A 23,549-nucleotide genomic window follows, 5' to 3' on the forward strand; every position below is an offset into this window, starting at 1 on the left:
CCAGTACCCGCCGACACTCAGCGGTGTCCGGCAGGGCAACTGCTCTGCCCGTTCGGCTCCCCTCCCGCCTCTGGAGGCGACGACCACTGCGACCGAAAATCGCAACGGGGCCACCCAGAACGAACCAACGAACCAACAAGCCACCGGCCGCCGGAACGGAGCCATGGTGCACGCACGCGAACGGCGGGTCACGGGAGAGGAACCGGCGAAACGCACCGCGGCCCGCGGCTCCGAACGCCCCCGCACCCCCGCCTCTGCCCCCTCCCTCCAGCGGCCGGATGCGCTGCTCGCCCTCCAACGGACAGCGGGGAATGCGGCGGTCGCCCGCGCACTGGCCCCGCTGCAGGAGAACACCGGAGCCCCCCGGCACCCACAAGATCCACAGCACGCACGGCGCCCACCACACACGCAGCACATACAGCGGTACGCGGAGGGGGAGGCCGCCCTCGGCTTCGACAAGGTCTCCGCACATGGCGGCATCGCGATCCGGGGCCGCTACGAGGCATACGCCGACGCCGACATGATCGCGGCCGCCGCACGCGATCTCGACGCTCAGGACCGGGTGGCGATCACCCTGGAGCGCGGGGCAGCGGTGCAGGTCGGTGAACGCACCCTGCACCGGGTGCTGCCCGTCTACAAGGACTCGGCGAGGGCGGAGGCCGCCGTACGGGCCGCGGGCCGGAACCCGGAGGACGCCGGTCACGAGCCCGTGCGCGGGGACAGCACAGCACGGCGCGGCGAAAAACGGGCCGCCTACCAGCGGTCCCTGACCGACCCCCCGGAAGTCAGGCAGCTCGTCGCGCTCACCCAGCGCATCGTGACGGCACTCCAGGCACGGACCGAACCGCCGGGCCCCACGGTCGACGGCCTGCGGGCCGAAGCCATGAAGCTTGCGTTGGCCACCATGGGCGGCGGCTGGATCGCCACGCGGTTCCCCTACCCGGAACGTGCCGGCCGGGAGGGGCTGACGGACCTCGCCGTCCTCATGCCGGGCCTGACCGCCGCCTTCCTCTCCGGCCTCCCCTCGGTCGAGAACCAGGAGGCCCTCGTGCACGAGCTGCTGATCACCCTCCCGAATGACTGCCAGGCAGCCGCGGCGCAGCTCATCGGCAGGCCGGCGGACGGCGGCCTCAGCGTGCGACGCCCCGCACCCGCCGTGGGCGAGAACCACTTCATCGACCTGACCGGAGCGGCGCCGGACGGCTGGGCGAACCACTTCGCCTCCGTCATCCTGCGCGACGGCGACGACACCCTCACCTACGAGGCGGCCGCCGACCGCACCAGTGCACTGCAGCACGGCAAGTCCCTCGGCTACTTCGCGCTGTACGGCCGGGCCGGTACCGACCAGTCCTTCGACAACGCCATCCGTGCCCAGAACCTGGCCTACGCGGAGCGGTCGGCTTCCGCCACGTGACCTAACGGGCAGCGCGCTCTGCCCCCGACGGCGCCCGTTCGTCTCTACAGCCGGGCCCGCCCATCGGCCAGGGTCGAGAGAGTAGGGCGCAGAAATGGCATCAGTGGTGAGGGGGGAGGTACGTCATGCGGGCAGAGGACCGGCAGCCCGGCTCGGGAAGCGGCCGAGCGGGGACGCCGCGCGCCGCGCGCACCTCGCCCTCCCCCGCTTTTGACGCGGCCCGCCTGGCAGCGGCCGGCAAGGCGGGGCGCCTCGCTCCGGAGGCGGCCGCAGCCCTCCAACGGGCCGTGGGCAACGCGGTATTCTCGGCCGCCCTGGCCTCCCAGGAGCAGCACCGGCACGGCCCCGCCTGCGGCCACACCGCGCCCCCGCCCGTACAGCGCTCCACTGTCCAGGGCGTACTGCGCACCCCCGGACGCCCCCTCGACGATCCGGTCCGTACGGACATGGAATCCCGCCTCGGCGCCGACTTCTCCGACGTGCGCGTCCACACGGACACCGCCGCGCACGAGTCGGCCGAGGCGGTCAACGCCCATGCCTATACGTCGGGTTCGCACCTCGTCTTCCAGCGCGGCCGCTATGACGCCTCGTCCGCCGCGGGCCGTCACATGCTGGCCCATGAGCTCACCCACGTCATCCAGCAGCGGAGCGGCCCGGTCGCGGGGACGGACCGGGGCGACGGGACGAAGGTGAGCGACCCCTCCGACCGGTTCGAGCGGGAGGCGGAGGCGAAGGCGCACAGGGCGCTGGCAGACCCGGGTCCCGTGCAGCGCACGACCGGCACCGCGCCCACCCCGGGCCACGGAAACCCGGACGGGCGGCCCGTGCAGCGCACGTTCCATCTGGGGAACAAAGCCGTCAAGGTCGCTGACGATGTCCTCCCCCTCGCGGAACTCATCAAAAGGGGAAAGCGACGCCACGACCAGTGGGACGAGAAATTCAAGGAAAGGGTCCGGGAAGAAATCGTCAGCATGGCAGAAGCCGATCAGGACTTCGGCCGCAAGACGTACGAGCAACTCCTGGATACCGCCCAAATACGGATCCAAAAGGCATCGGCGGCCCACCTTCCTCCCGTGGTTCCCACGGCCATCAAGACCGGGTCCGGGTCGCCGGATCCGCACGACATGGAAGTGGAACTCCCCGAAGCCACCCAGCGCCGTCGCCTCGCCGAGGTGCGCAGACGACTGTCCCTGCGCGGCACGGAACAGAACCTTGATGCGTTCCGCAACCGTCAGAAGATGGTGAATCCGTTCAGGCACAAGCCGACCGGGAACTCCTACTCCATCAGCCATACCGGTAACTTCGTCCTGGGCGGCCCCCAGGAAGGAGAGTACGAGGCACTTTTCGAACGGGCCAGGAATGCCAGCGGCCTGTCGGACAAGGAACTCGCCAAGCACTTCATCCGGGCCCTCACCGAGTCGGGATACAACTTCGACGGGATGAGCGAGGACGGCCGTAAGTACTGCGCGAAGGTCGTCGCGATCATCCAGGGCGCCGAATTCCGCCGTGCCGCAGCCAATCCGACCGTGGCAATCGCCGCCTTCAACCAGGTGGTCACCGGCGCCGCCGGAACGCTGCACGAGGCCCTCAACACGTACGCCGTCTTCGCCAAGGCCAAGGGGAATTCCGCTACCGGCGGGTCAAAGGAATCTCAATTTCATCGCGATACGGATGTGGACCAGGACGACGAGGACTTCAAGAGGCGAGCGGTCAACGAGTACCAAGCGCTCGCCCAATTGGTCTCCGCCAACGGCTTCAACCCGAACGATGAGGAAGAGTTCTACGCGGGGTGCGACAAGATCGCAGCCACCTCGATGGGTTCGTTCGCCTCCACCTTCGAGTACGCGATGCCCTGATTCCCCGCACCCCGCACCCCCGCACCCCGCACCCCCGCACGGCACGATCTTGCGTTGCCGAGCCACCCCCGACGAAAAGGCCAACAGGCCGAGTACCACATCCAGGGAGTAACAGAACATGCCCACCTACCTGTCCCCCGGCGTATACGTCGAGGAAGTCGCCAGCGGATCGCGGCCCATTGAAGGGGTCGGGACGTCGGTGGCGGCCTTTGTCGGCCTGGCGCCCACCGGCCCGCTCAACGAGCCGACGCTGGTGACGAACTGGTCCCAGTACGTGGCCGCCTTCGGTGAGTTCACGGACGGGTACTACCTCGCGCACTCCGTGTACGGGTTCTTCAACAACGGCGGAACCGCCGCGTATGTGGTGCGGGTCGGCGGGTCCGGCGACCGAGAGCCGCAGGCCGCCGTGGCAGCCGAGGCGCCCAGGGCGCTGACGGCCGGGGAGCCGAGCATGCTCGGGGCCTTCAAGGTCGCGGCGATCGCGGCTGGTTCCGCGGGCGCCGGGGCGCTCACCGTCGAGGTGCAGGACGTCGAGGGCGAGGGCAGCGCCGACCGGTTCAAGCTGGTCGTCAGGGACGGTGACAAGGTCGTCGAGTCTTTCGACGTCAGCGCGAAGAAGAGCTCGCGGAACTATGTCGTCACGCAGGTGAAGCAGCGGTCCAAGGCGATTGTCGTCGAAGAGGCCGCTCCGGCCGGGCAGTTGGCGAAGCCGGACGCACAGAGCGTCACACTGGCCCCGCCCGCCCCGGCGCCCGTCGTCCCCGCCGCACCCGGTGCGGGCGAGCGGCTCGCCTCCGGCCAGTTCATCGGCGACTCCGCCGACCGCACCGGCTTCGGCGGCCTGGAGGCGCTCGACGAGATCAACATGGTGGCGGTCCCCGACCTGATGGCCGCCTACCAGCAGGGGCTGATCGACCTGGAGCAGGTCAAGGCCGTCCAGCTGGGCCTGGTCGCGCACTGCGAGCTGATGGGCGACCGGATGGCGGTCCTGGACCCGCCGCCGGCGCTCAACGCGCGCGACATCCGTAAGTGGCGCCAGGAGGTCGCGGGCTACGACTCCCGCTACGCCGCGCTCTACTACCCGTGGATCAAGGCCTTCGACCCGGCGACGGGCCAGACCCGCACCATTCCGCCGTCCGGTCACATGGCCGGCGTGTGGGCCCGTAACGACTCCGAGCGCGGCGTCCACAAGGCCCCGGCCAACGAAATCGTCCGTGGGGCGGTCGACTTGGAGCTGCAGATCACCCGCGGTGAGCAGGACCTGCTCAACCCGGTCGGCGTGAACTGCATCCGGGCCTTCCCCGGACGCGGAATCCGGGTGTGGGGCGCGCGGACCCTGGCCTCCGACCCGGCCTGGCGCTACCTGAACGTACGGCGCTACTTCAACTACCTGGAGGAGTCGATTCTGATCGGCACCCAGTGGGTGGTGTTCGAGCCGAACGACGAGGCGCTGTGGGCCCGTATCCGGCGCAATATCTCGGCGTTCCTGGTGAACGAGTGGCGCTCGGGCGCCCTGTTCGGGCAGCGGCCCGAGGACGCGTTCTATGTGAAGTGTGACGCGGAGACCAACCCTGTCGAGTCCGTCGACCTGGGCCGGGTCGTGTGCGAGATCGGCATCGCGCCGGTCAAGCCCGCCGAGTTCGTGGTCTTCCGGCTCGCCCAGTTCTCGGGCGGCGGCGGGGAGTTGGAGGAGTAACAACAGCCCGGGCCCGCGGCCTCCAGCCCTCTCCCCCCTCCGTCTCCCCCTCCGTCTCCCCCTCTCTCGTCCTTCCCCCGCCCGTACAGAATGTTTCTTCCCACAGGAGTGAACCACCTTGTCCCTTCAGCCCGGTGATGCCCTCACCTCACACAATTTCGGCCTGCAGATCGACGGCGTGATGGTCGAATATCTGCAGGAGGTCAGCGGTCTGACCATGGAGCAGGACGTCATCGAATACCAGCAGGTCTCGGCGGACGGAAAGCCCGTCGTAAAGAAGATGCCCGGCACAAAGAAGGCCGGCGAATGCACGGTGACGCGCGGTATGACGCAGAGCGGCGCGTTCAGCGAATGGATCAACAAGTCCATTGCGGGCGATATGGGTTCGGCCCGTAAGAACGCCACCATCATGATGATGGACTACCAGAACAACCCCGTGAAGCGTTACAACATGCGCAACGCCTGGTGCAGCAAGGTGGAGACCAGCGGGGTCAAGGCGGGCGACGCCGCCGCGCTGACCGAGCAGGTCACCATCGTCTTCGAAGAGCTGGTCATCGAGTAATGCGGCGCGACGGCCCGGCGGGGGCACCACAGCAGCGCGAGACCTTGCGTACGGAATTCGAGTTCGAGTTGCCGCGCGGGTTCGTGGACGAGTCCGGAACCGTCCACCGCAACGGCGCGATGCGGCTCGCGACGGCACGGGACGAGCTGATCCCGCTGCGGGATGTGCGCGTACGCGAGAACCCGGCGTATCTGTCGGTCGTCCTGCTGGGCCGGGTCATCACCCGGCTCGGGACGCTCGCCTCCGTGCACGACGGGACGGTGGAGAACATGTTCGCTTCCGACCTGGCCTTTCTGCAGGACTTCTACCGGCAGATCAATGCGGAGGGGCATACCCGCGCCGCGGTGTCCTGCCCGCACTGCGAGGAGCCCTTCGAAGTGGAGCTGGCCGGGAGCCGCCTGGGGGAATCGTGACGTACGCGACCGGGCGTATCGAGGAGGAAGTCGCCTATCTCGCCTACCACTTCCACTGGGGCATCGACGACATCCTCGACCTCGAACACGCCGACCGGCGCGCGTACGTGTCACAGATCGCCGCCCTGGTGGAGCGGGCTGAAGGGAAGCAGTGACGGAGGATGGGGTTGTTCAGGTGGCGGCGGGGTCCGCGGGGCGCGCAGGGTACGCAGCATACGCAGGGGCCTGAGGTCGGGGCGGCTGCGGATGATGCTTCTGCCGGGAGCGCGGAAGGTGGTGGCGAGGGCGGCTGGTCCGCCGTGCCCCCCATCCAGCGGGTCCTGGGCGCGCCCGGCACCATCGCGGAGGCCGGCTTCGCCGCGTCGCTGAGCGCGCACCGCAACCCCTCCTTCGGCGGGGAGCTGGGGCATGACGTACGTGCCTCGGCGCCCGGTGGTGTGTTGCGCGATGCGTTGGTTCCCGTCGTGGGCCGCCCCGTCGACCTCGGACTGCCGATGCAGCGGCTTCCGGTCGCGGGTCGGGTGGATGAGGACGAGGACGGGAGCACGGCGGCGGCCTCCTGGTTCACTGCCGCGCCGGGGGCGGGCTCGAGGCGAGGTGCGGGCTTGGGTCGAGGCGCGGGCTTGGGTCGAGGCGCGGGCTTGGGGCAGGGTGCTGGCTCGGGGCAGGGCGCTGGGGCCGGGCAGGGCGCTGGGGCCGGGCAGGGCGCTGGGGCCGGGCAGGGCGCTGGGGCCGGGCAGGGCGCTGGGGCCGGGCAGGGCGCTGGGGTACGTTCCGAGCCTCAAGCCGGGCGGTCCGGGGGTGCGGTACGTCCAGGCGCCCGGGGTGGGGCACCTCGGGAGAACCGGGGTGGGGCACGTACGGAAACGCCGAGTGGGGCACGTACGGAAACGCCGGGTGGGGGACGTACGGAAACGCCGGGTGCGGTAGGTCCCGAGACCCGGGGTGCGGTACGTCCGGAAGTCCGGGCTGCGGTACGTCCGGAAGTCCGGGGTACGGCAGGTACGGAAACCCGTGGTGCGGTACGCGCTGAGAGCCGGGATGCGGCACATACGGAGACCGGGAGCGCGGCACGTACCGAGCCCCGTGGTGCCGGTGCCGTACAGCGGACGGCGTCCTCGGGTGGCGCGCCGCGTACCCCGACGACTGGCTCGCGCGCTCCTCGTCAGCCGTCTTCGGGAGGCGAGGTGTCGGCCGCGACCCCGCGGAACGACGCGCCGGGCGCAGCATCGGTCATCTCGCCGAGCACGCCTCCGGTCGCTTCGGCGGCCGGACCGTCGGCCGTCACACCGTCTGCCCTGCCACCTGCCCTGCCGTCCGTCACACCGTCCAGCACGCCGTCCAGCACGCCGCCGGGCCCCCTGCGGGGTGGGCGGCCCCGGTCGGCGAGGGCCGAGTCGGCATCCGGGGGTGCGGGCAAGGCAGGTGGCGGCGGCACCGTCGTACCCGGTGCCGAGGTCGCGACCGGTGCGACGACCGTGCCCGGTGGCAAGGCCGTGCCCGGTGGCGAGGCGGTCACCGGTGGCGAGGCGGTCACCGGTGGCGGAGGTGAGGCCGCTCGCTCCGCTTCGCGTGGGGTGAGGTCGGCGGCCCTCCCCTCAGCCATGCCCGTAGCCATGCCCGTACGGAGGGCTGCCGGAGTGCGGTCCCCGCTCACCTCGGCGGGCAAGGTCGCAATGCCGCCGCGCAGGCTGCGGACAGCCACCTCGTCACGTACGGGGAGCAGCGGCATCAGCCCGTCCCCCTCCCCCGCCTCTTCGCCGGCCGACGCCCCTGTGCAACGCACCGAAGCAGCAACGCCAGCGCCGGCACCAACACCGGCACCGGCACCGGCACCGGCACCCACCACGAGGGCCGAAGCGGCGCCCCCTGTTTCTCCTCCTTCCCCCCGCGCCCCTGCCGCCGAACCGGCGGGCGGGGGTACGGAACCGGCCACCGCAGCTGTACGACCCGACGTCCCCCAACCGGTCATACAGCGGCGAGCTGTTGGCCCAGCCCGGCCGGTTGCCCCGAACCAGAGCAGCGCACCGGAGGACGTCCTGAGCAGGGACGCGGCACCTGGCGTCGCCCCGGCACCCAGCAGTGACTCGGTCCCGCCGGCTCCAGCCACACCACCAAGCCCGGGCCCTGCCCTGAACCCACGACCGGCCTCGCATACCTCCTCGTCCGAGCGCACGCGCCCCCGCGCGGACGCCGACACCAGCGATCATCCGGCCCCTAGGCCGTCCCCGAGGCCGTCCGCGGGCCCGTCCACGAGCTCCGGCGACCGGACGCGCCAGCCGGTCCAGCGAGCGGTGGGACAACCTGCCCACCGGCCCGCGCGGCGGTCCACAGGAATGCGAGGTCAGCGCCTGGGACTGGGTGCTCCGCTGCTCCCGATTGCAGAGTCCGGCAGCCCGGTCGAGGCCGCGCCCAGCACGGCCGACGCGCAGCCGGTGCGGTCTCCGGCCGACGAGGGCCGTACGCCCGGCCCTGGGCAGCCCTCGCAACCCGCGATCCAGCGCAAGCCATTGATCGGCGCACCCGTCGAGTCCGCCGCGATCCGACGCCAGGATGCTGCCCCGACGCCTACGCCTACGCCTACGCCTACGCCTACGCCTACGCCTACAGGGACAACGACGCCGACGACGGCTCAAACACCGACGCCTGTCCCTGCCCCGACAGCGGCCCAAACAGTGACCTCGAAACCGAACCCGGCACCGAACCCGGCACCGACTTCAGCCTCGACCCCAGCCCCAGCCCCCACCTCAGCCGCAACCCCGGCCCGGGCCCGGGCCCAGGCCCAGGCCCAGGTACAGCGTTCCGCGGCGCCCTCCGAACCTCCCGTACCCGCACGGCCGTTGACGACGACACGTACATCGGAGAGGCGTACATCGGAGAGGCGTACATCGGAGAGGCGTACGTCGGAGAGCCGCACGCCCGAGAGCCGCACGCCGGAATCCAGTACGGCGGAATCCCACCCTGCGGAATCCCACCCCGGCGAATCCCGTACGCCGACGAGCCGAGTGCTGACGAACGGCGCCCCCGCTCCTCTCGCCGCTCGACCCGCCGTCCGGCGAGCGCCGCTCGCGTCGGCACGTGCGCTGGACCCAGCCGCCCGGCAACGGCCCACCGGGCAGACCGCGCCGGAGCCCGCCGGCCCCGCAGCAGTGCAGCGGTCAAGCGTGCAGCCCGCACCGGCCGTCCCCCTCCGCCCCGCGACGCGCACAGTCGACACGGCGGGCACAGTCGGCATGGCAGGCACAGTCGGCATGCCGGGCACAGGGGGCGCAGCAGGCGCAGCAGGCGCGGTACGCACACTCGCCGCGGCAGGCACAGCCCACGCAAGAGGAGCGGCGCCCCTACGGGCGAGTGTCCCAGCCGTCCCCCTGCAGAAGCCGGGATCAGCACCGGCCCCGGCACGGACACCCGGCCAGTCGCTCACTCCGCCTCGTGCGGTCCGGACCGCACCGGCCGCCCCCGGCATGCCCGTGGTGCAGCGTGCACCAACCGCTCCCGGGGCTCCGGCCCCGGCTCCGGCCGCGACTCGGGCTCCGGCTCCTCAGCCCCTCGCGCCGACCGCCGTTCCCCGACCCGCGCCGTCAGCCACACCCCCCGGCCGCGCGCCGGCGGTGACCTCCCGGCCGATCCAGCGGGCCCCCGGCTCCGCCACAGCCACCACCACGACAGCAGCACCCGCAGAAGCCACCCCCACTGCCCCGGCCGCCCCCACCGATCCCACCGACCCCGCCACCCTGGACGCCCTCGCCCGCCGGCTCGTAGCGCCTCTCTCTCGGCTGCTCCGTGCCGAGTTGCGCGGCGACCGCGAGCGCATCGGCCGACTACGCGATCACGGCCGCTGACCCGAGCCCCTCCCGGCCCGTCCCCGGCCCACACCCGCCCCCGGCGAGCCTCGCCCCACCACGCCACCCCACCTGAAAGACCACCCACCATGCCCCAGGCCCAGGACCCCGGCTCCACCGTCTTCTTCAAGCTGACCATCGACGGCCAGGACCTCGGGCTGTTCAACGGCTGCGACGGCCTGGCCTCCGAGGTGGAGGTGGAGCAGCGGCAGGAGGGCGGCAACAACGGTTTCGTCTGGCAGTTGCCCACCCGCGTGACGTTCTCCACGATCCGCCTCACCCGTCCCCTCACCGCCGACACCTCCCGTGTGGCCGCCTGGATTTCGTCGCTCGCCACCGGCATCAGCAGGCCCACCGCCCAGATCGCCGCGCTCCGCGCCGACGGCTCGATCGTCGCGCAGTGGGGCCTGGTGGAGGTGCTGCCGGTGCGCTGGCAGGGGCCGAGTCTGGACCCGGCCAGCCCGGGTGTGGCGACCGAGACGCTGGAGATCGCACACCACGGGTTCACCGACGCGGGAGGTGCCTGAGGTGGCCGCACCGACCGGCGGGAAGGCGGGCGCCAGCCTCGTACGGGCCGCGCTGTCGATCCACCAGCCCCCCACCGACCTCGGCGGCTCCATCGGCGGCCGCATCGGCGAGGTGGAGTTCCAGTTCAATCCGACCCAGTTGCAACTCGGGCGGGAGGCGGAGTGGCACACCCAGCCCGCGGTTGCCTATATGCGGGGTGCACCGCCCAAGTTCACCGGCACCCGGCCCGCCACGCTCCAGCTGGAAGTGTTCCTGGACGCCTCCGGCACCCCGAATTCCGGGAAGGTGCAGAAGCAGATCGAACTGCTGCTGTCCTGCTGCGAGGTGACGGCACAGAGCGTCAATTCCAAGCGTCCTTCGCCGCCTTGGGTGCGGTTCTCCTGGGGGTCGTTCAACACGGTCCAGTTCGTGGCGTACGTGACGAGCGTCAGCGCCACGTACACCCTCTTCAACCCCACCGGGGAGCCGATCCGCGCCACCTGCACCCTGTCCCTCACCGAGGTGGCCATGCCCACCAAGGGGCAGAACCCCACCTCCGGCGCGCTCTCCGCCCGCCGTATCCACCGCACGGTCGCGGGTGACTCGCTCGCCTCGCTGGCCTGGCGGGAGTACGGGGACGCGACCCGCTGGCGGCTGATCGCGGAGGCGAACGGGATCGACGATCCGATGCGGCTTCGGCCGGGTACGGAGCTGTTGCTGCCCGCCGCCGACGAAGCCCCTCCCGAAGGCACTCCCGAAGGCCCTCCTCAAGGCCCTCCCGAAGGCCGGTTCGAAGCCCGCCCCGAAGGCCGCCCCCGAAGCCGTCCCGCGCACAGTCCCACCGGCCACCCCACCGGCCACCCCACAACCCCCGAGGCCGCCCGATGACCTGCGAGAACATCCGATGAGTGAGAAGACGTACACCAGCGTCCTGCACGTCGAGATCGGCGGCACGCCGCTGCCCGACAAGCTCGCCGCCCTCCTCACCGCAGGCTGGGTGGACTCGAGCGTCAATGTGCCGTCCGCCTTCCAGCTCACCTTCAGTGACACGGGTTCGGACATCCTCAAGACCTTCCCGCAGATCAAGATCGGCGCGAAGACGGTGCTGTCGCCCTTCACGGACGGGCAGCGCGGCACACCCATGCTGACCGGCGAGGTCACCGCTCTCGAAGTGGACGCGGACGCGAGCGGCAAGTCGCTGGTCGTCCGGGGATATGACCCCGGGCACCGGCTGCTGCGCAATCACCGCGTCGCGGGCTACCCCAACATGACCGCGAGCGACATCGTGCGCCGCCTCGCCGGCCTCAACAAGCTCTCGCTCGGCAAGGTGGAGGCCACCCGCACCGTTTACGAGCTGGCCACCCAGCCCAATATCACCGACTGGGACTTCCTGGCCCGCCTCGCCCAGGAGAACGACGTCCATCTCTCCTTCGACCCCAAGGGCAAGCTGCAGTTCGGCAGGCTCGCCCCGGCCGCGTCCGCGCCCGCCGACACCACGCCGGCCGCGCAGAGCCCGTACGTCCTGGAGTTCGGCCACAACGCCCTGCACAGCCGGATTGCGGTCACCGCCGCCGGGCAGGTCAACAAGGCGGGCGCGCGTGGCTGGGACATGCGGTCCAAGCGCGCGCTGTCCGCACAGTCCCCGGCCACGGCGAGCAAGGACATCGTCGCCGATATTGCGCCCGCGGCGCTCAGCAAACCCTTCGGAACGGCCGAACTGACCGCCACGGAAACGCCGTTCACCACCCAGGCCCAGGTCACCCATGCCGCCCGCGCGCTTGCCGACGATGTGGCGGGCTCCTTCGCGGAACTGGAGGTGGCGGTCACCGGGAATCCGCAGCTGAAGCCGGGCCTGCCCGTCGCGCTCAAGGGCGCCGGCTTCCCGTTCGAGGGCAAGTACACCGCGACCGGCGTCCGCCATGTCTTCGAGTCCGGGCGGCAGTTCACCACCTGGCTGACCGTCTCGGGGCGGCAGTTCCGGTCGCTGTACGGGCTCGCGTCCGGCGGCGCGGAGACGGCGCCGCCCATGCCGGGCGTGGCCATGGCGCTGGTGAGCAACGCCAAGGACCCGCTCAAGCTGGGCCGGGTCAGGCTGCGCTTCCCCTGGCTGTCGGACAGCTACGAGAGCGACTGGTGCCGGGTCGCGCAGCTGGGCGGCGTGCGGGGCGGCGGACTGATCCTGCCGGAGGTCGGCGACGAGGTGCTGTGCGCCTTCGACCGGGGCTCGCTGGAGCACCCGTATGTCCTCGCCGGGCTCTACAACGGCATCGACAAGCCGACCCCCGACCCGGACGGGCTGCCCGCGGTGGATCCGACCAGCGGCCGGGTCAACTGGCGCTCCCTCGCCTCGCGCAGCGGCCACACCGTCGAGCTCGTCGACGCCAAGTCCCGGATGAAGAGCGGCATCAGGCTGCAGACCGGCAACGGCAAGCTCACCGTCCACCTGGACGAGACGCGCACCCAGGTCACCATCCGCAGCGACGGTTCCGTCTCCATCACCGGGACCCGGAATGTGAGCATCAAGGCGGGCGGCAACCTGTCGCTGACCGCGGGCGGCTCGCTGACGATGAGCGCCGGGGGGGCGGTCGACATCAAGGCGGGCGCGAAGTTCGGCGTCGCGGCGGGGGCCGTGGCGGACATCAACGCGACCGGCGCCATCAGCCTCAAGTCGGCCGGCGCGGTGGCCGTCAACTCGGTCGGGGCGGTCTCCGTCTCCGCGGTCGGCGCGGTGGCCGTCAACGCGGGCGCCGCGGCAGCCATCAACTCGCCGGCCACGGTCACGCTGAACGCACCGGCCGTCCTGCGCAACGGCATTCCTTTCTAGGGGCTTGAGGAAGTTGAGGGACATGCATCTCAAGGGGGGCACCGGACATGAGTGAACAGTTCGTCGGCGCGGGCTGGACCTTCCCGCTGCGTACCGACGCGGGCGGCGGTATCGCACTGGCCCGCCGGGAGCGCGAGATCGAGGAGTCGATCCGGCTCGTCCTCGCCACCGCGCCCGGCGAGCGCCCGATGCGGCCGGAGTTCGGCTGTGCCGTCCACGACATGGTCTTCGCCCCCGTCAACGAGGCGACCGCCGGGCGCATCCGCTACGAGGTGCGGTCCTCGCTCGACCGCTGGGAGCCGCGGATCGAGGTCCAGGACGTCGAGGTCAGCCCGGCGCCCGACGATCCCTCCGTGCTGTTCATCGACGTGCGCTACAGCGTGCGCGGTACCAACAACCCGCGCAGCCTCGTCTTCCCCTTCTATGTGATCCCGTCCTCGGAATCGCCCTCCACCGCGTCCACCGAAAGCGAAGCCTGATGGCCCTGCCAGCACCCCATCTCGACGACCGTCGCTTTCAGCAGTTCGTCGACGACGCCAAGCGCTATATCCAGCAGCGCTGCCCCGAGTGGACCGACCACAATGTCTCGGACCCTGGAGTGACCCTCATCGAGGCCGTCGCGCACATGGCCGACCAGATCGTCTACCGGCTCAACCGGGTGCCGGAGAAGAACCATCTGGCCTTCCTCGACCTGCTGGGAGTCACCCTCTTCCCGCCCTCGGCCGCCCGCGCCGACGTCACCTTCTGGCTCTCCGCCCCGCAGCCCGAGCCGGTCGTGCTGCCCGCCGGGACCGAGGTGGCCACCGGCCGGACCGAGACCGAGGAGGCGGTGGCCTTCGCCACCGAGGACGATCTGACCGTCGTGCCCTGCGAACTGGAGGCCGTACTGCGGCAGGAGGCGGGGACCACCCCCGAGGACTGCGGCCAGGATGTCTTCGGCGGCCGCGATGTGGCCGTCTTCGCGGCCGCCCCGCAGCCGGGCGACACCCTCCTGTTCGGGCTGTCGGCGGCGGTGCCGCGGTGCGCGGCGGTCTTGCGGCTGGACAGCCGGGTGGACGGGGTCGGCGTCGACCCGCGCCAGCCGCCGCTGCGCTGGGAGGCGTGGACCACCGACGGATGGACGGAGTGCGAGGTCGCGGAGGACTCCACCGGCGGCCTCAACCGGCCCGGTGAGGTCGTGCTGCACATCCCGGCCGGGCACACCGTCTCACGCGTCGGCAGGACGGATGCCGCCTGGCTGCGCTGCCGGGTCGTCGAGGCCGCGCCCGGCCAGCCGTTCTACAGCGCCTCACCGACCGTGCGGGCCGCCTCCGCGTTCACCATCGGGGGCACCACGAGGGTCGCGCACGCCGAGGTGGTACGGGACGAACCGCTCGGCGAGTCGACGGGCGTGCCCGGCCAGCGGCTCCGCCTGGCGAACGCGCCCGTCGTCGCCGACCGCCCGCCACTGCGGCTGGAGATCTCGGACGGGGACGGCTGGCAGGAGTGGCAGGTCGTCACCGACTTCGCGTCCTCCGGCCCGCACGACCGGCACATCACGCTGGAGGAGGCGACCGGCGAGATCGCGTTCGGCCCTTCGGTGCGCCAACCGGACGGCTCGGTACAGCAGTTCGGGGCCGTACCGGTCAAGGGCTCGGTGATCCGGGCCCCGCACTACCGCACCGGCGGCGGGCGGTCGGGGAATGTGGCACGCGGCGCGATCCAGGTGCTGCGCAGCTCGATCCCGTACGTGGCGCGGGTGGAGAACCGGGAGGCGGCGCGCGGCGGCGTCGATGGCGAGACGGTGCAGGAGGCGAAGGTGCGCGCGCCGATCGCGCTGCGCGCGCAGGAACGGGCCGTGACGGCCCGCGACTACGAGGAACTGGCGCGGCGCGCGGCCCCCGAGGCCGCCCGTATCGCCTGTCTCGCGGTCGATCCCGCCGCGCGCTCGACGGGCGCCGCGAGCACCACAAGCGCGTCCGGCGCCGATGCCGGCCCGACCGGCCAGAACGGTCACCCCGGCCAGAACGGTCACCCCGGGCAGAGCGGCGCGACCGGCCAGACCGGCGAGAACGCCGTCCGGGTCCTGGTCGTCCCGCAGGCCGTCCCCGACCGCGGCGGCCGGCTCCGCTTCGAACAGCTGGTGCCCGGTGAGGAACTGCTGGGCCGGGTCACGCAGTTCCTCGACGAGCGGCGCCCCCTGGGCACCCGTCTCGCGGTCGGCCCGCCCTTCTACCAAGGCGTCACGGTGGTCGCCACGCTGCACTCCTTCCGGGCGGCACGGGCCGACCGCGTACGGGCCGAGGCCCTGGACGCGCTCTACGCCTACCTCGATCCGCTGACCGGCGGCGCCCATGGCGAAGGCTGGCCCTTCGGCCGCCCGCTGCGCTCCGGTGAGATCTTCGCGGCCCTGCAGCGGGTACCCGGCGTGGAACTCGTCGACGAGGTCCTCCTGCACCCCGCCGACCCGCTCACCGGCCGCCGCGGCGACGCCACCGACCGCATCGAGCTGGCCCCGTCCGCCCTCCTGTTCCCCTTCGATCACCGCGTCCGCGTCATCGAGGCCCGATGAGGGGCACACCCGCGGGGATGGCCTCCCCGCACCCCCTGGGCGGACAACTCCCCGCCGTCTACGCCGACGACGACTTCGCCCAGCGCTTCGTCGAGGGCCTCGATGTCGTACTCGCCCCCCTCTTCAACGTCCTGGACTGCCTGGAGAGCTACTTCACGCCGGCCCTCGCGCCCGAGGACTTCGTCGACTGGCTGACCACGTGGGTCGGCACCGAACTCGACGGGACGGAACCGCTGGCCACCCGCCGCCGCGCCGTGGCCGAGGCCGTCTCACTGCACCGCGTACGCGGCACCCGGCGCGGCCTGTCGGACGCCGTCCAACTGGCTTTCGGGGTACGCCCGGAGATCACCGAGAGCGGCGGCGCGACCTGGTCCGCGCGTCCCCTCGGTCCCTTTCCCGGCTCGCCGCACCCGGGTCTGCGGGTGATCCTGCGGGTCCACGATCCGTCCGCCATCGACCCGCACCGTCTGCGCGCCGTCGTCGGGGCGGCCCGCCCCGCCCACCTCCCCTTCGCGGCCGAGGTGACCCACCTGCTCACTCCTCAAGGAACCTGACCCATGCCCACCGACCACACCACCTGCCCCGACTGCGGCGCCCCCGCCCCCCAGTCGGACCAGTCCTTCTGCGACTCCTGTGGAGCCTTCCTGCGCTGGGACCGGCCGGCGCAATCTTCGCCCACCGCGGACCGGGGGCGTACGGGCGCTGCGGCGCAGCCGACCCCCACAGCCCCCGCCGCGGACGTCCCGGAACCGGCCCCCGGCCAGGGCGCCCCGAACCGCCCTGCACGCTCCGACGCCACCCCACCGGGATCGGGCCCCACGGCTCCCACGGCCACTCCCACGGCCACTCCCGCTTCCGCTCCGGCTCCCGCCACCGGCGACGGGCGCCACCCGGCCGCCGTCCCGCAGCAGGGCACCGGCGCAGACTCCACCGTCCCGCTCCCGTCGGCCCCCGCGAACGAAGGGGACGCGGGCCGGTCCCGGCGCGGCCCGGGCGGCCCGGACAGCACGGACGGCCGGGACGGCCGGGACAGCCCGGCCACCCCCCGCCCGGCCCGCGAGGGGGGCGTCTCCGACACCGGCATCCGCGCCCTCCTGGTCCCCGTACCGGACGCCTCCCCCACCCCGCCTCCGGAGGCACCCGGCAGCGTGCTGCCGGGCCGGCCCGATGCGGCGCGGCCCCGGGTGCGCACCCCGCAGGCGGCCCTCGAGCCCGAGCACGGCACACCGTGCCGGAGCTGTGGAACGCTCAACGCGCCGGGCCGGCACTTCTGCCGGAGCTGCGCCACCCTGCTCGCCGAGACCGCGCCGGAGACCGCCGAAGGCCCGTACGCGGGGCAGCGGCCACGGCTGCGCCACGACCGCACCCGGTGGATCACCCGGGCGGTGGTGGCGGCGGTGATCGCGGCCGCCGTGGTCGGGGGCATCATCGGGGGGCCGCCGGTCGCGCGGGCCGTACAGGACCACTTCGCCGAGCGCGTCCCCGTCCCCCCGGCCGCCTCCACCTGGAAGGCCTCGCACTCCGGCCCCGGGCACAACGTGAAGCTCGCGTTCGACGGCTACTCCAACACCTGGTGGGGGACGGGCTATTCGGGCAACTCCGACGGCCAGTACCTGGAGGCCGGATTCGGTCAGCCCACCGACCTCCTCAACATAGTGATCACGCCCGGAGCTTCGGCGCGCACCCCGCAGGCCGCCGACCCGGCCCGTCCGCGCGAGTTTGACCTGATCGTGACCGACTCCGCGGGCAAGCAGCACCTCTCGCAACACCGGCTCAATGACGGCGGCGCACAGCGGATCGATGTGGCGGTACGGGATGCGATGACCGTACGGCTGGTACTGCACACCGCATACGGCGCCACCGACGCAAAGCAAGTGGCCATCGCCGAGCTGGAGTTCTTCGGCCGGTCGGCGGGATAGCCGACATCACCCGTTCGACGGCTACTTCACGGCCTTGGGTAAGTGAGCGCACATCGACAAGGGAACGTCCGCCGCCGGTATGCCGAAAGCGGACGTTCCCTTGTTCAGTGATTGGTTCAGGAATCACCTGTGCAGCGATGCAGGTCTGCGCGAACGCATGGGCTCAGTAGCGGTAATGATCCGGCTTGAAGGGCCCGTCCACGTCGACGCCGACGTATTCGGCCTGCACCTTGGTGAGCACCGTGAGCTTGGCGCCCAGAGCGGGGAGGTGGAAGCGCGCGACCTTCTCGTCAAGATGCTTGGGCAGCGTGTAGACCTTGGTCTCGTACTCTTCGCCCTTGGTGTGCAGTGCGACCTGCGCAAGCGTCTGGTTTGCGAACGAGCAGGACATCACGAAGCTCGGGTGTCCGGTCGCATTGCCCAGGTTGAGCAGCCTGCCCTCGCTCAGCACGATGATCGACTTACCCGTGGGGAATACCCACTCGTGCACCTGGGGCTTGATCTCGATCTTCTTGATGCCGGCGACCTTGGCAAGACCGGCCATATCGATCTCGTTGTCGAAGTGCCCGACGTTTCCGATGATCGCGTTGTGCTTCATCTTGGCCATGCTGTCGGCCATGATGATGTCGCGGTTACCCGTCGTGGTGATGAAGATGTCACCCGAGGAAATCACGTCGTCCAGTGTGACGACCTGCAGTCCGTCCATCGCGGCCTGCAGCGCGCAGATCGGGTCGGCCTCCGTGACGACCACGCGCGCGCCCTGGCCACGCAGCGAAGCGACGGCACCCTTGCCGACGTCGCCGTAGCCGCAGACCACCGTGAGCTTGCCGGCGATCATCACATCTGTGGCCCGGTTGATGCCGTCGACGAGGGAGTGCCGGATGCCGTACTTGTTGTCGAACTTGCTCTTGGTCACCGAGTCGTTGACGTTGATCCCGGTGAACAGCAGCTTGTGTTCCCGCGCCAGCTGGTACAGCCGGTTGACGCCGTTGGTGGTCTCCTCGGTGACACCGACGATGCTCTTGGCCATCTCCCGGTACTTCGTCGGGTTGTCGGCCAGCGAACGGCGCAGGGTGTCCAGCAGGAGCCGGTGGTCCTCCGGGTCGTTCTCGTCGGCGGAGGGCACCGCACCCGACGCCTCGTACTCGGCCCCGAGGTGCACCAGCAGGGTGGCGTCACCGCCGTCGTCGACGATGGAGTGCGGCCCCGAGCCGTCCGGCCAGGTCATCACCTGCTCCAGGCACCACCAGTACTCCTCCAGGGTCTCGCCCTTCCAGGCGAACACGGCGCTGCCCGCCGGCTTGTCCTCGGTGCCGTTCGGGCCGACCACCACCGCGGCGGCGGCCTGGTCCTGTGTGGAGAAGATGTTGCAGCTTGCCCAGCGGATATCGGCTCCGAGCGCGGCCAGCGTCTCGATGAGCACCGCTGTCTGGACGGTCATGTGCAGCGAGCCGGCGATCTTCTTGCCGGCCAGCGGCTGCTCATGGCCGAACTCCCGGCGCAGCGCCATCAGTCCGGGCATCTCATGCTCGGCGAGTTCGATCTCCTTGCGGCCGAGCGCCGCAAGGGAGAGATCGGCGACCTTGAAGTCGTTGACCGATCCGGCGCTGTCGGCGGTCAAGCTAGCCGTCACGTCATTCTCCTTGTCTCGTAACACAGGTGATGTCCCATCAATTCATCTGTCTGACAAGCACGTTGCACAGGCGAGCATGGCATAGGGCGCCGTCCGGCGACACTACGAGATCGGCAGTTAAAGATGGCCGAATTGAGCAAGGAGTTCGGCCAATGTGGCACCGTCGTTGATCTGATCTCGGATAGTGCTTTCCTTGGCGAGAAGCTGCTTTGTCGCCACTATCACGTCGTCGGTGAGCTGCGGCGGAACAACGCCCACGCCGTTCTCCTCGGCCACCAGGATGTCGCCGGGCTCGACGAGCTCGCCGCCGATGCGGACCGGCACATTGACCTGCACGGGCCCGTCGGCATCCGGCGGTGCCGCGGGAGGACAGCGACGCGGCATGGTGGCCCGGTACCAGATCGGGAAGTCGAGGTCCCGCAATTCGTCGACATCGCGGACGGCGCCGTCGACGACGGCACCGGCGATTCCGGCCATCTGCGAAAGGGTCGCCATCAGCCCGCCCCACATCGCCATCCGGGTGTTGCCGTGACAGGCGAGCACGATGATGTCGCCGGGCTTCGCCGTCGGCAGCACCGGCAGAATGTCGACCAAGCCGTCCTCCGGAAGGTCGATCGTCAGCGCGGGGCCGATGGCGCGGTGTTCCCGCTTGACCGACAGCAGTCCTCCGATCGCGCCGATCCGTGGCCCGGCATCGGCGACCAGACAGCTCGGGCTGTACTCGGGCAACAGCAGCGCCCGAAGCGCATCGATCTTCTCCTGGGGCGGTCGAACGAGCTCATGGTGAACGGTCTGCACCTGTACGTCCTCTCCGTTGTGCGTCCTCTCCGTTCGGTCCCGGATGTCCCGGATGTCCCGCTAGCGTGCGCACAGTGCCTCGCCCGCCGCCCGGTCGAGCACGCTCGCCAGTTTGCGCACTCCCTCGGTTATCTTCTCGTCGGGAACCCGGCTGTACGCCAACCTCAGCTGGTTCCGGCCACGGCCGTCCGGGTAGAACGCGGCGCCGGGGACATAGGTGACCTTCTCGGCGAGTGCCTGTTTCTGGAGCGCCACGGTGTCCAGGTGGGCGGGTGCCGTGATCCAGCTGAAGAAGCCGCCCATGGGGCGGGTGAAGGTCATGCTCTCGGGGAGATGCGTGCGCAAGGCGTCCACCATGATGTCGCGCCGTTCACGGTAGAACTTCCGCGAGAAGGCAATGCCCTGGTCGAACCTCCCCGAGCGTCCGTAGTCCTCCAGCAGCAACTGCCCCAACGCTCCGGTGCATTGGTCCGTGTTCTGTTTGGCGCGCAGCAGCTGGCCGACGAGCTCGGCCGGCGCGGCCACCCAGCCCATCCGGATGCCGGGAGCGAACGTCTTCGCGAAGGTGCCCACTTGGGCCACCACATCCGGCCCCAGGGCCCACAGACTGGGCCGCCGCTCCCCGTCGAATCCGAGTTCCCGGTAGGCGACGTCCTCGACGATCAGGATTCCGTGCCGCCGCGCCAGTGTGACCAGCGCATGCCGCCGCTCGACCGACATGCTCAGACCGCTCGGGTTCTGGAAGTCCGGAATGACATACACGATCTTCGGCACCGGACCGGACGACGCGGCCAGCAGCCGCTCCAACGCGGCGACGTCCAGACCGTCGTTGTCGACGGGCACGGCCTCCACCTGCGCCATGGTCCGCTGGAACCCGACGAGCGCACCGAAGAACGTCGGCCCTTCCACGACGACGCGGTCACCCGGGTCGAGCACACACCGGCTGATGAGCCCGATGCCCTCCATGCCGCCGCTGGTGATGCAGAGTTCGTTCTCCGCCGGGCGGACGCCCTCCTGCGCACCGAGCCGGCCGGAGAACCAGTCCCGCAGGCCGGGAAGTCCCGCGGTGGGGCTGTACTGCAGCGCGACGGACTGTTCCAGCACCCGCGGGAAACTCTCCGCGATGGCCTGGCCGGGAAATGTCTCCGGGTGCGGGAAGCCGCCGGACAGAGTGATCGCGTCCGTGCTGCCGGACTGATTGAGAATGGCGGTGATCTGGTCACCCGTGTCCCCCGCCACATGCCGGGCGAACAACTGGTCCCACGGGCGGACACCAAGGTCAACGGACATGAACGGGCCTTTCTGTCTGCTCCTCGGCGAGAAGGCCCCGCGCGCCGTGCAACGCCGGTATCTCGTCGTGATGAGGGGTGTCGAGCGTGTGCAGCTGCTTTCGGAAATGCACAAGGGGCGGCCCTGAACCGCACCAGAGCCCTTCGACCTCTCCGATGAACAGGGTGTGATCGCCCGCTCGGTGGGACTGCCGGACCGTGCAGGACAGGTGCACCAGTGCGCCGGCCAGCAGGGGAAGGCCGTCACGCCACACGAAGCGGACGAGTTCGGGCCGCTGGGTGCCGCCCGCGAAGTGGTGCGACAACGGGGCCTGTGCCTCACTCAGAATGGAAATCCCGTAGCGGCCGGTCCCGGCGATCCGCCGGTGCGTGGCGGTCCCGGCGGCGACCGAGATGAGCACGAGCGGGGGTTCCAGGGAGACCGAGGTGAAAGCGTTCGCGGTCATACCGTGTGCGTGCAGATCGCCCGGCTCGCCCGTCACGGTGGTGACCACGGTGACTCCGCTGGCGAATTGGCCGAGTGCCCGGCGTAAGCGCGCCGGGCTCGCGTCGTCGCAGGTGTCGGTGTCGGCGGCACCGTTGCTTGCCATCACGGGAACTCCTTGCTTGCCGGGGCCGGCACCGGCAGCGCGGTCGCGCGCCCGGGGCCGGCCGGGGGTCAGCGGCCGCGGACGAATGACAGCTCGTCCGGGTTGAACAGGTCCGGGCGCGTCCAGCCGTCGAGGTCGTACTCGTCCAGGCACTGGTCCACGAAGCCCTTCAGCACCTCGGCGTCCCCGGACTCCTGGTAGGCCCACAGGGTCTGGAACCGGACGGCTTCGTGATCTCCCCCGTAGTTGCGTTCGTAGAGCTCGTGGCGACCGCCGAACTCGGTGCCGACGGCGTCCCAGAGCAGCTTCAGCAGCTTGACCCGGTCGATCGCCTCGATCCCCTTCGAGCCCCGCAGGTACGTGTCCAGGTAGGGGCGCACCTCGGGGTTCTTCCAGTCGCTGGCATGCGAGTTGAGGTAGATGAGCCCGCTGCCGAGCGTCTGCTGCAGGATCTCCTTGATGCGTGGGTAGCCGATGCCCATGAAGGTCCGGTACGCCATGCCGTAGCGCACGTTCGGCTGCACGGCACCGCCCACCCAGGGGACCGGCGACTTGGCCATCGCGTCGGACAGGCCCCAGAACAGATCACGCCAGTTCAGGATCTCGCCGATCTGCGCCTGCACCCCGCGGAAGCCGGAGGTGCCGGTCATCTCCACCGCCTTCATGGCGCAGCCGGCGATGAAGTCGAGCTTCACCGCGAGGCGGGTGCACCCGTGGAACGTGAAGCGGTCGACGAAGCCCGAGCCGTTCGCGAAGGAGTTCGCCGCCTCCGCGTCGTACATGAACACGTTCTCCCAGGGGATGAGCACGCGGTCCATGACCATGATGGCGTCGTTCTCGTCCAGTCTGCTGGACAGCGGGAAGTCGAACGGGCTCCCCATGACCGTGGCCATCATTTCGTAGGAGGCCCGGCAGAACAGTTTCAGCCCCGGTGCGTCCATCGGCACCGTGAACACCACGCCGAACCGCTTGTCGCGCACCGGAAGACCGTAGTGGGCAACGAAGTTGTGGTTGGTCAGCGCGGAGCCGGTGGCGACCACCTTGGCGCCCGAGACGATGAGGCCGGCGTCGGTCTCCTCCTCGACGTGGACACAGACGTCCGCCGTCTCGTCGGCGGGCCTGTCCCGGTCGATCGGCGGGTGCACCAGCGCGTGGCTGAAGTACAGCACCCGTTCCTGGGCCTGCTTGTACCAGCGCAGCGCGTTGTCCTTGAAGGGCCCGTAGAAGTCCGAGTGGGCTCCCAAGGTGCCGAGGAAGGAGGCCTTGTAGTCCGGCGTACGGCCCATCCATCCGTAGACCATCCGCTGCCATGCGACGATCGCGTCACGGGAGGCGATCAAGTCGTCCGTGGAGCGGGCGGTCTTGAAGAAGGGGTGGGTGAACCCACCGTTCCCGGTCTCGGTCGGTACCCGGAGCACCCCTTCGGCCTCCGGCGCGTGCAGCGCGTCGTAGAGCCTGGCGATGGAGCGTGCGCTGTTGCGGAAACCGGGGTGGGTGGTGACGTCCTCGACGCGCTCGCCGTAGATATAGATCTCCCTGCCGTCGCGCAGCGAGTCCAGGTACTCGTCGCCCGTCATGGGACGGACATCGTTACGCGCGCCGGCCAGTTCCGGCAGCGGGACCGTTGAAGTCATGGCATTCCTCCGGGCGAGTGG

The 23,549-nt window shown here is 70.6% G+C and carries 19 protein-coding genes and 1 pseudogene; 14 read left to right on the plus strand and 6 right to left on the minus strand.

The features are described 5' to 3' along the window. Window positions 1–163 precede the first annotated feature (163 nt). From ACF088_RS23000 to ACF088_RS23025, 6 genes are all read left to right on the plus strand, one after another. Window positions 164–1,414 (plus strand): hypothetical protein, encoded by a 1,251-nt coding sequence (locus ACF088_RS23000; RefSeq protein WP_392377649.1) that lies wholly within the window; start codon window positions 164–166, stop codon window positions 1,412–1,414. A 125-nt stretch (window positions 1,415–1,539) separates the two neighbouring features. Continuing rightward, window positions 1,540–3,270: a DUF4157 domain-containing protein gene (locus ACF088_RS23005; RefSeq protein ID WP_392377650.1), complete on the plus strand. Its 1,731-nt coding sequence runs from the start codon at window positions 1,540–1,542 to the stop codon at window positions 3,268–3,270. A 118-nt stretch (window positions 3,271–3,388) separates the two neighbouring features. Beyond that, complete coding sequence (locus ACF088_RS23010; protein WP_392377651.1) at window positions 3,389–4,966, plus strand: phage tail sheath family protein; 1,578 nt, start codon at window positions 3,389–3,391, stop codon at window positions 4,964–4,966. A gap of 118 nt (window positions 4,967–5,084) precedes the next feature. Further along, complete coding sequence (locus ACF088_RS23015; RefSeq protein WP_018087540.1) at window positions 5,085–5,528, plus strand: phage tail protein; 444 nt, start codon at window positions 5,085–5,087, stop codon at window positions 5,526–5,528. After that, window positions 5,528–5,941 carry a hypothetical protein gene (locus tag ACF088_RS23020; protein ID WP_088796663.1) on the plus strand — a complete coding sequence of 138 codons (414 nt, stop codon included), beginning with the start codon at window positions 5,528–5,530 and terminating at the stop codon, window positions 5,939–5,941. The genes ACF088_RS23015 and ACF088_RS23020 overlap by 1 nt, the downstream gene beginning before the upstream one ends. Further along, entirely contained in the window at window positions 5,938–6,096 is a 159-nt protein-coding gene (locus ACF088_RS23025; protein ID WP_085927347.1) for a DUF6760 family protein, read from the plus strand. Before ACF088_RS23020 ends, ACF088_RS23025 begins: the two co-directional genes overlap by 4 nt. A 1,010-nt stretch (window positions 6,097–7,106) precedes the next feature. Here ACF088_RS23025 and ACF088_RS23030 read toward each other — a convergent pair. After that, on the minus strand, window positions 7,107–7,673 hold the full coding sequence (locus tag ACF088_RS23030) for a hypothetical protein (RefSeq protein WP_392377652.1): 567 nt from the start codon (window positions 7,671–7,673) through the stop codon (window positions 7,107–7,109). Between the two features lie 1,879 nt (window positions 7,674–9,552). Between ACF088_RS23030 and ACF088_RS23035 the strand changes: the two genes are divergently transcribed. The 8 genes and pseudogenes from ACF088_RS23035 (at window position 9,553) to ACF088_RS23070 (ending at window position 17,584) form a co-directional block, all read left to right on the plus strand. Next, window positions 9,553–9,783, plus strand: a complete 231-nt coding sequence (locus ACF088_RS23035; RefSeq protein WP_392377653.1) for a hypothetical protein — start codon at window positions 9,553–9,555, stop codon at window positions 9,781–9,783. Between the two features lie 89 nt (window positions 9,784–9,872). Further along, window positions 9,873–10,310 (plus strand): phage tail protein, encoded by a 438-nt coding sequence (locus tag ACF088_RS23040; RefSeq protein ID WP_327227577.1) that lies wholly within the window; start codon window positions 9,873–9,875, stop codon window positions 10,308–10,310. Continuing rightward, window positions 10,303–11,025: pseudogene (locus ACF088_RS23045) on the plus strand (LysM peptidoglycan-binding domain-containing protein); the annotation flags it as partial. The gene ACF088_RS23040 and the pseudogene ACF088_RS23045, both read left to right, overlap by 8 nt. Window positions 11,026–11,194: 169 nt before the next feature. Then, window positions 11,195–13,114, plus strand: a complete 1,920-nt coding sequence (locus ACF088_RS23050; protein ID WP_392377654.1) for a VgrG-related protein — start codon at window positions 11,195–11,197, stop codon at window positions 13,112–13,114. A 47-nt stretch (window positions 13,115–13,161) separates the two neighbouring features. Next, on the plus strand, window positions 13,162–13,593 hold the full coding sequence (locus tag ACF088_RS23055) for a GPW/gp25 family protein (protein ID WP_392377655.1): 432 nt from the start codon (window positions 13,162–13,164) through the stop codon (window positions 13,591–13,593). Then, the gene (locus ACF088_RS23060) at window positions 13,593–15,665 is read left to right on the plus strand and encodes a putative baseplate assembly protein (protein WP_392377656.1); all 2,073 of its coding nucleotides are present in this window, start codon (window positions 13,593–13,595) and stop codon (window positions 15,663–15,665) included. The genes ACF088_RS23055 and ACF088_RS23060 overlap by 1 nt, the downstream gene beginning before the upstream one ends. Further along, a complete protein-coding gene (locus tag ACF088_RS23065; RefSeq protein WP_392377657.1) occupies window positions 15,662–16,219 on the plus strand; it encodes a phage tail protein in 558 nt (185 codons plus the stop codon). Before ACF088_RS23060 ends, ACF088_RS23065 begins: the two co-directional genes overlap by 4 nt. A 3-nt stretch (window positions 16,220–16,222) precedes the next feature. Continuing rightward, window positions 16,223–17,584 (plus strand): NADase-type glycan-binding domain-containing protein, encoded by a 1,362-nt coding sequence (locus tag ACF088_RS23070; protein WP_392377658.1) that lies wholly within the window; start codon window positions 16,223–16,225, stop codon window positions 17,582–17,584. Between the two features lie 163 nt (window positions 17,585–17,747). On the opposite strand, the gene ahcY is transcribed toward ACF088_RS23070, so the two are convergent. The 5 genes from ahcY to ACF088_RS23095 form a co-directional block, all read right to left on the minus strand. Then, window positions 17,748–19,217, minus strand: a complete 1,470-nt coding sequence (ahcY, locus tag ACF088_RS23075) for an adenosylhomocysteinase (RefSeq protein ID WP_392377659.1) — start codon at window positions 19,215–19,217, stop codon at window positions 17,748–17,750. A 117-nt stretch (window positions 19,218–19,334) separates the two neighbouring features. After that, window positions 19,335–20,015, minus strand: coding sequence for an RraA family protein (locus ACF088_RS23080; protein WP_392377660.1), 681 nt, complete (start codon window positions 20,013–20,015; stop codon window positions 19,335–19,337). A 60-nt stretch (window positions 20,016–20,075) separates the two neighbouring features. Next, the gene (locus ACF088_RS23085) at window positions 20,076–21,305 is read right to left on the minus strand and encodes a PLP-dependent aminotransferase family protein (protein WP_392377661.1); all 1,230 of its coding nucleotides are present in this window, start codon (window positions 21,303–21,305) and stop codon (window positions 20,076–20,078) included. Continuing rightward, the gene (locus ACF088_RS23090; protein ID WP_392377662.1) at window positions 21,295–21,894 is read right to left on the minus strand and encodes a flavin reductase family protein; all 600 of its coding nucleotides are present in this window, start codon (window positions 21,892–21,894) and stop codon (window positions 21,295–21,297) included. Before ACF088_RS23090 ends, ACF088_RS23085 begins: the two co-directional genes overlap by 11 nt. Window positions 21,895–21,962: 68 nt before the next feature. After that, entirely contained in the window at window positions 21,963–23,528 is a 1,566-nt protein-coding gene (locus ACF088_RS23095; protein ID WP_392377663.1) for a 4-hydroxyphenylacetate 3-hydroxylase family protein, read from the minus strand. Between the last annotated feature and the right edge of the window lie 21 nt (window positions 23,529–23,549).

Origin of the sequence: Streptomyces sp. NPDC015125, assembly GCF_043080045.1 — a bacterium.
GTDB lineage: Bacteria > Actinomycetota > Actinomycetes > Streptomycetales > Streptomycetaceae > Streptomyces.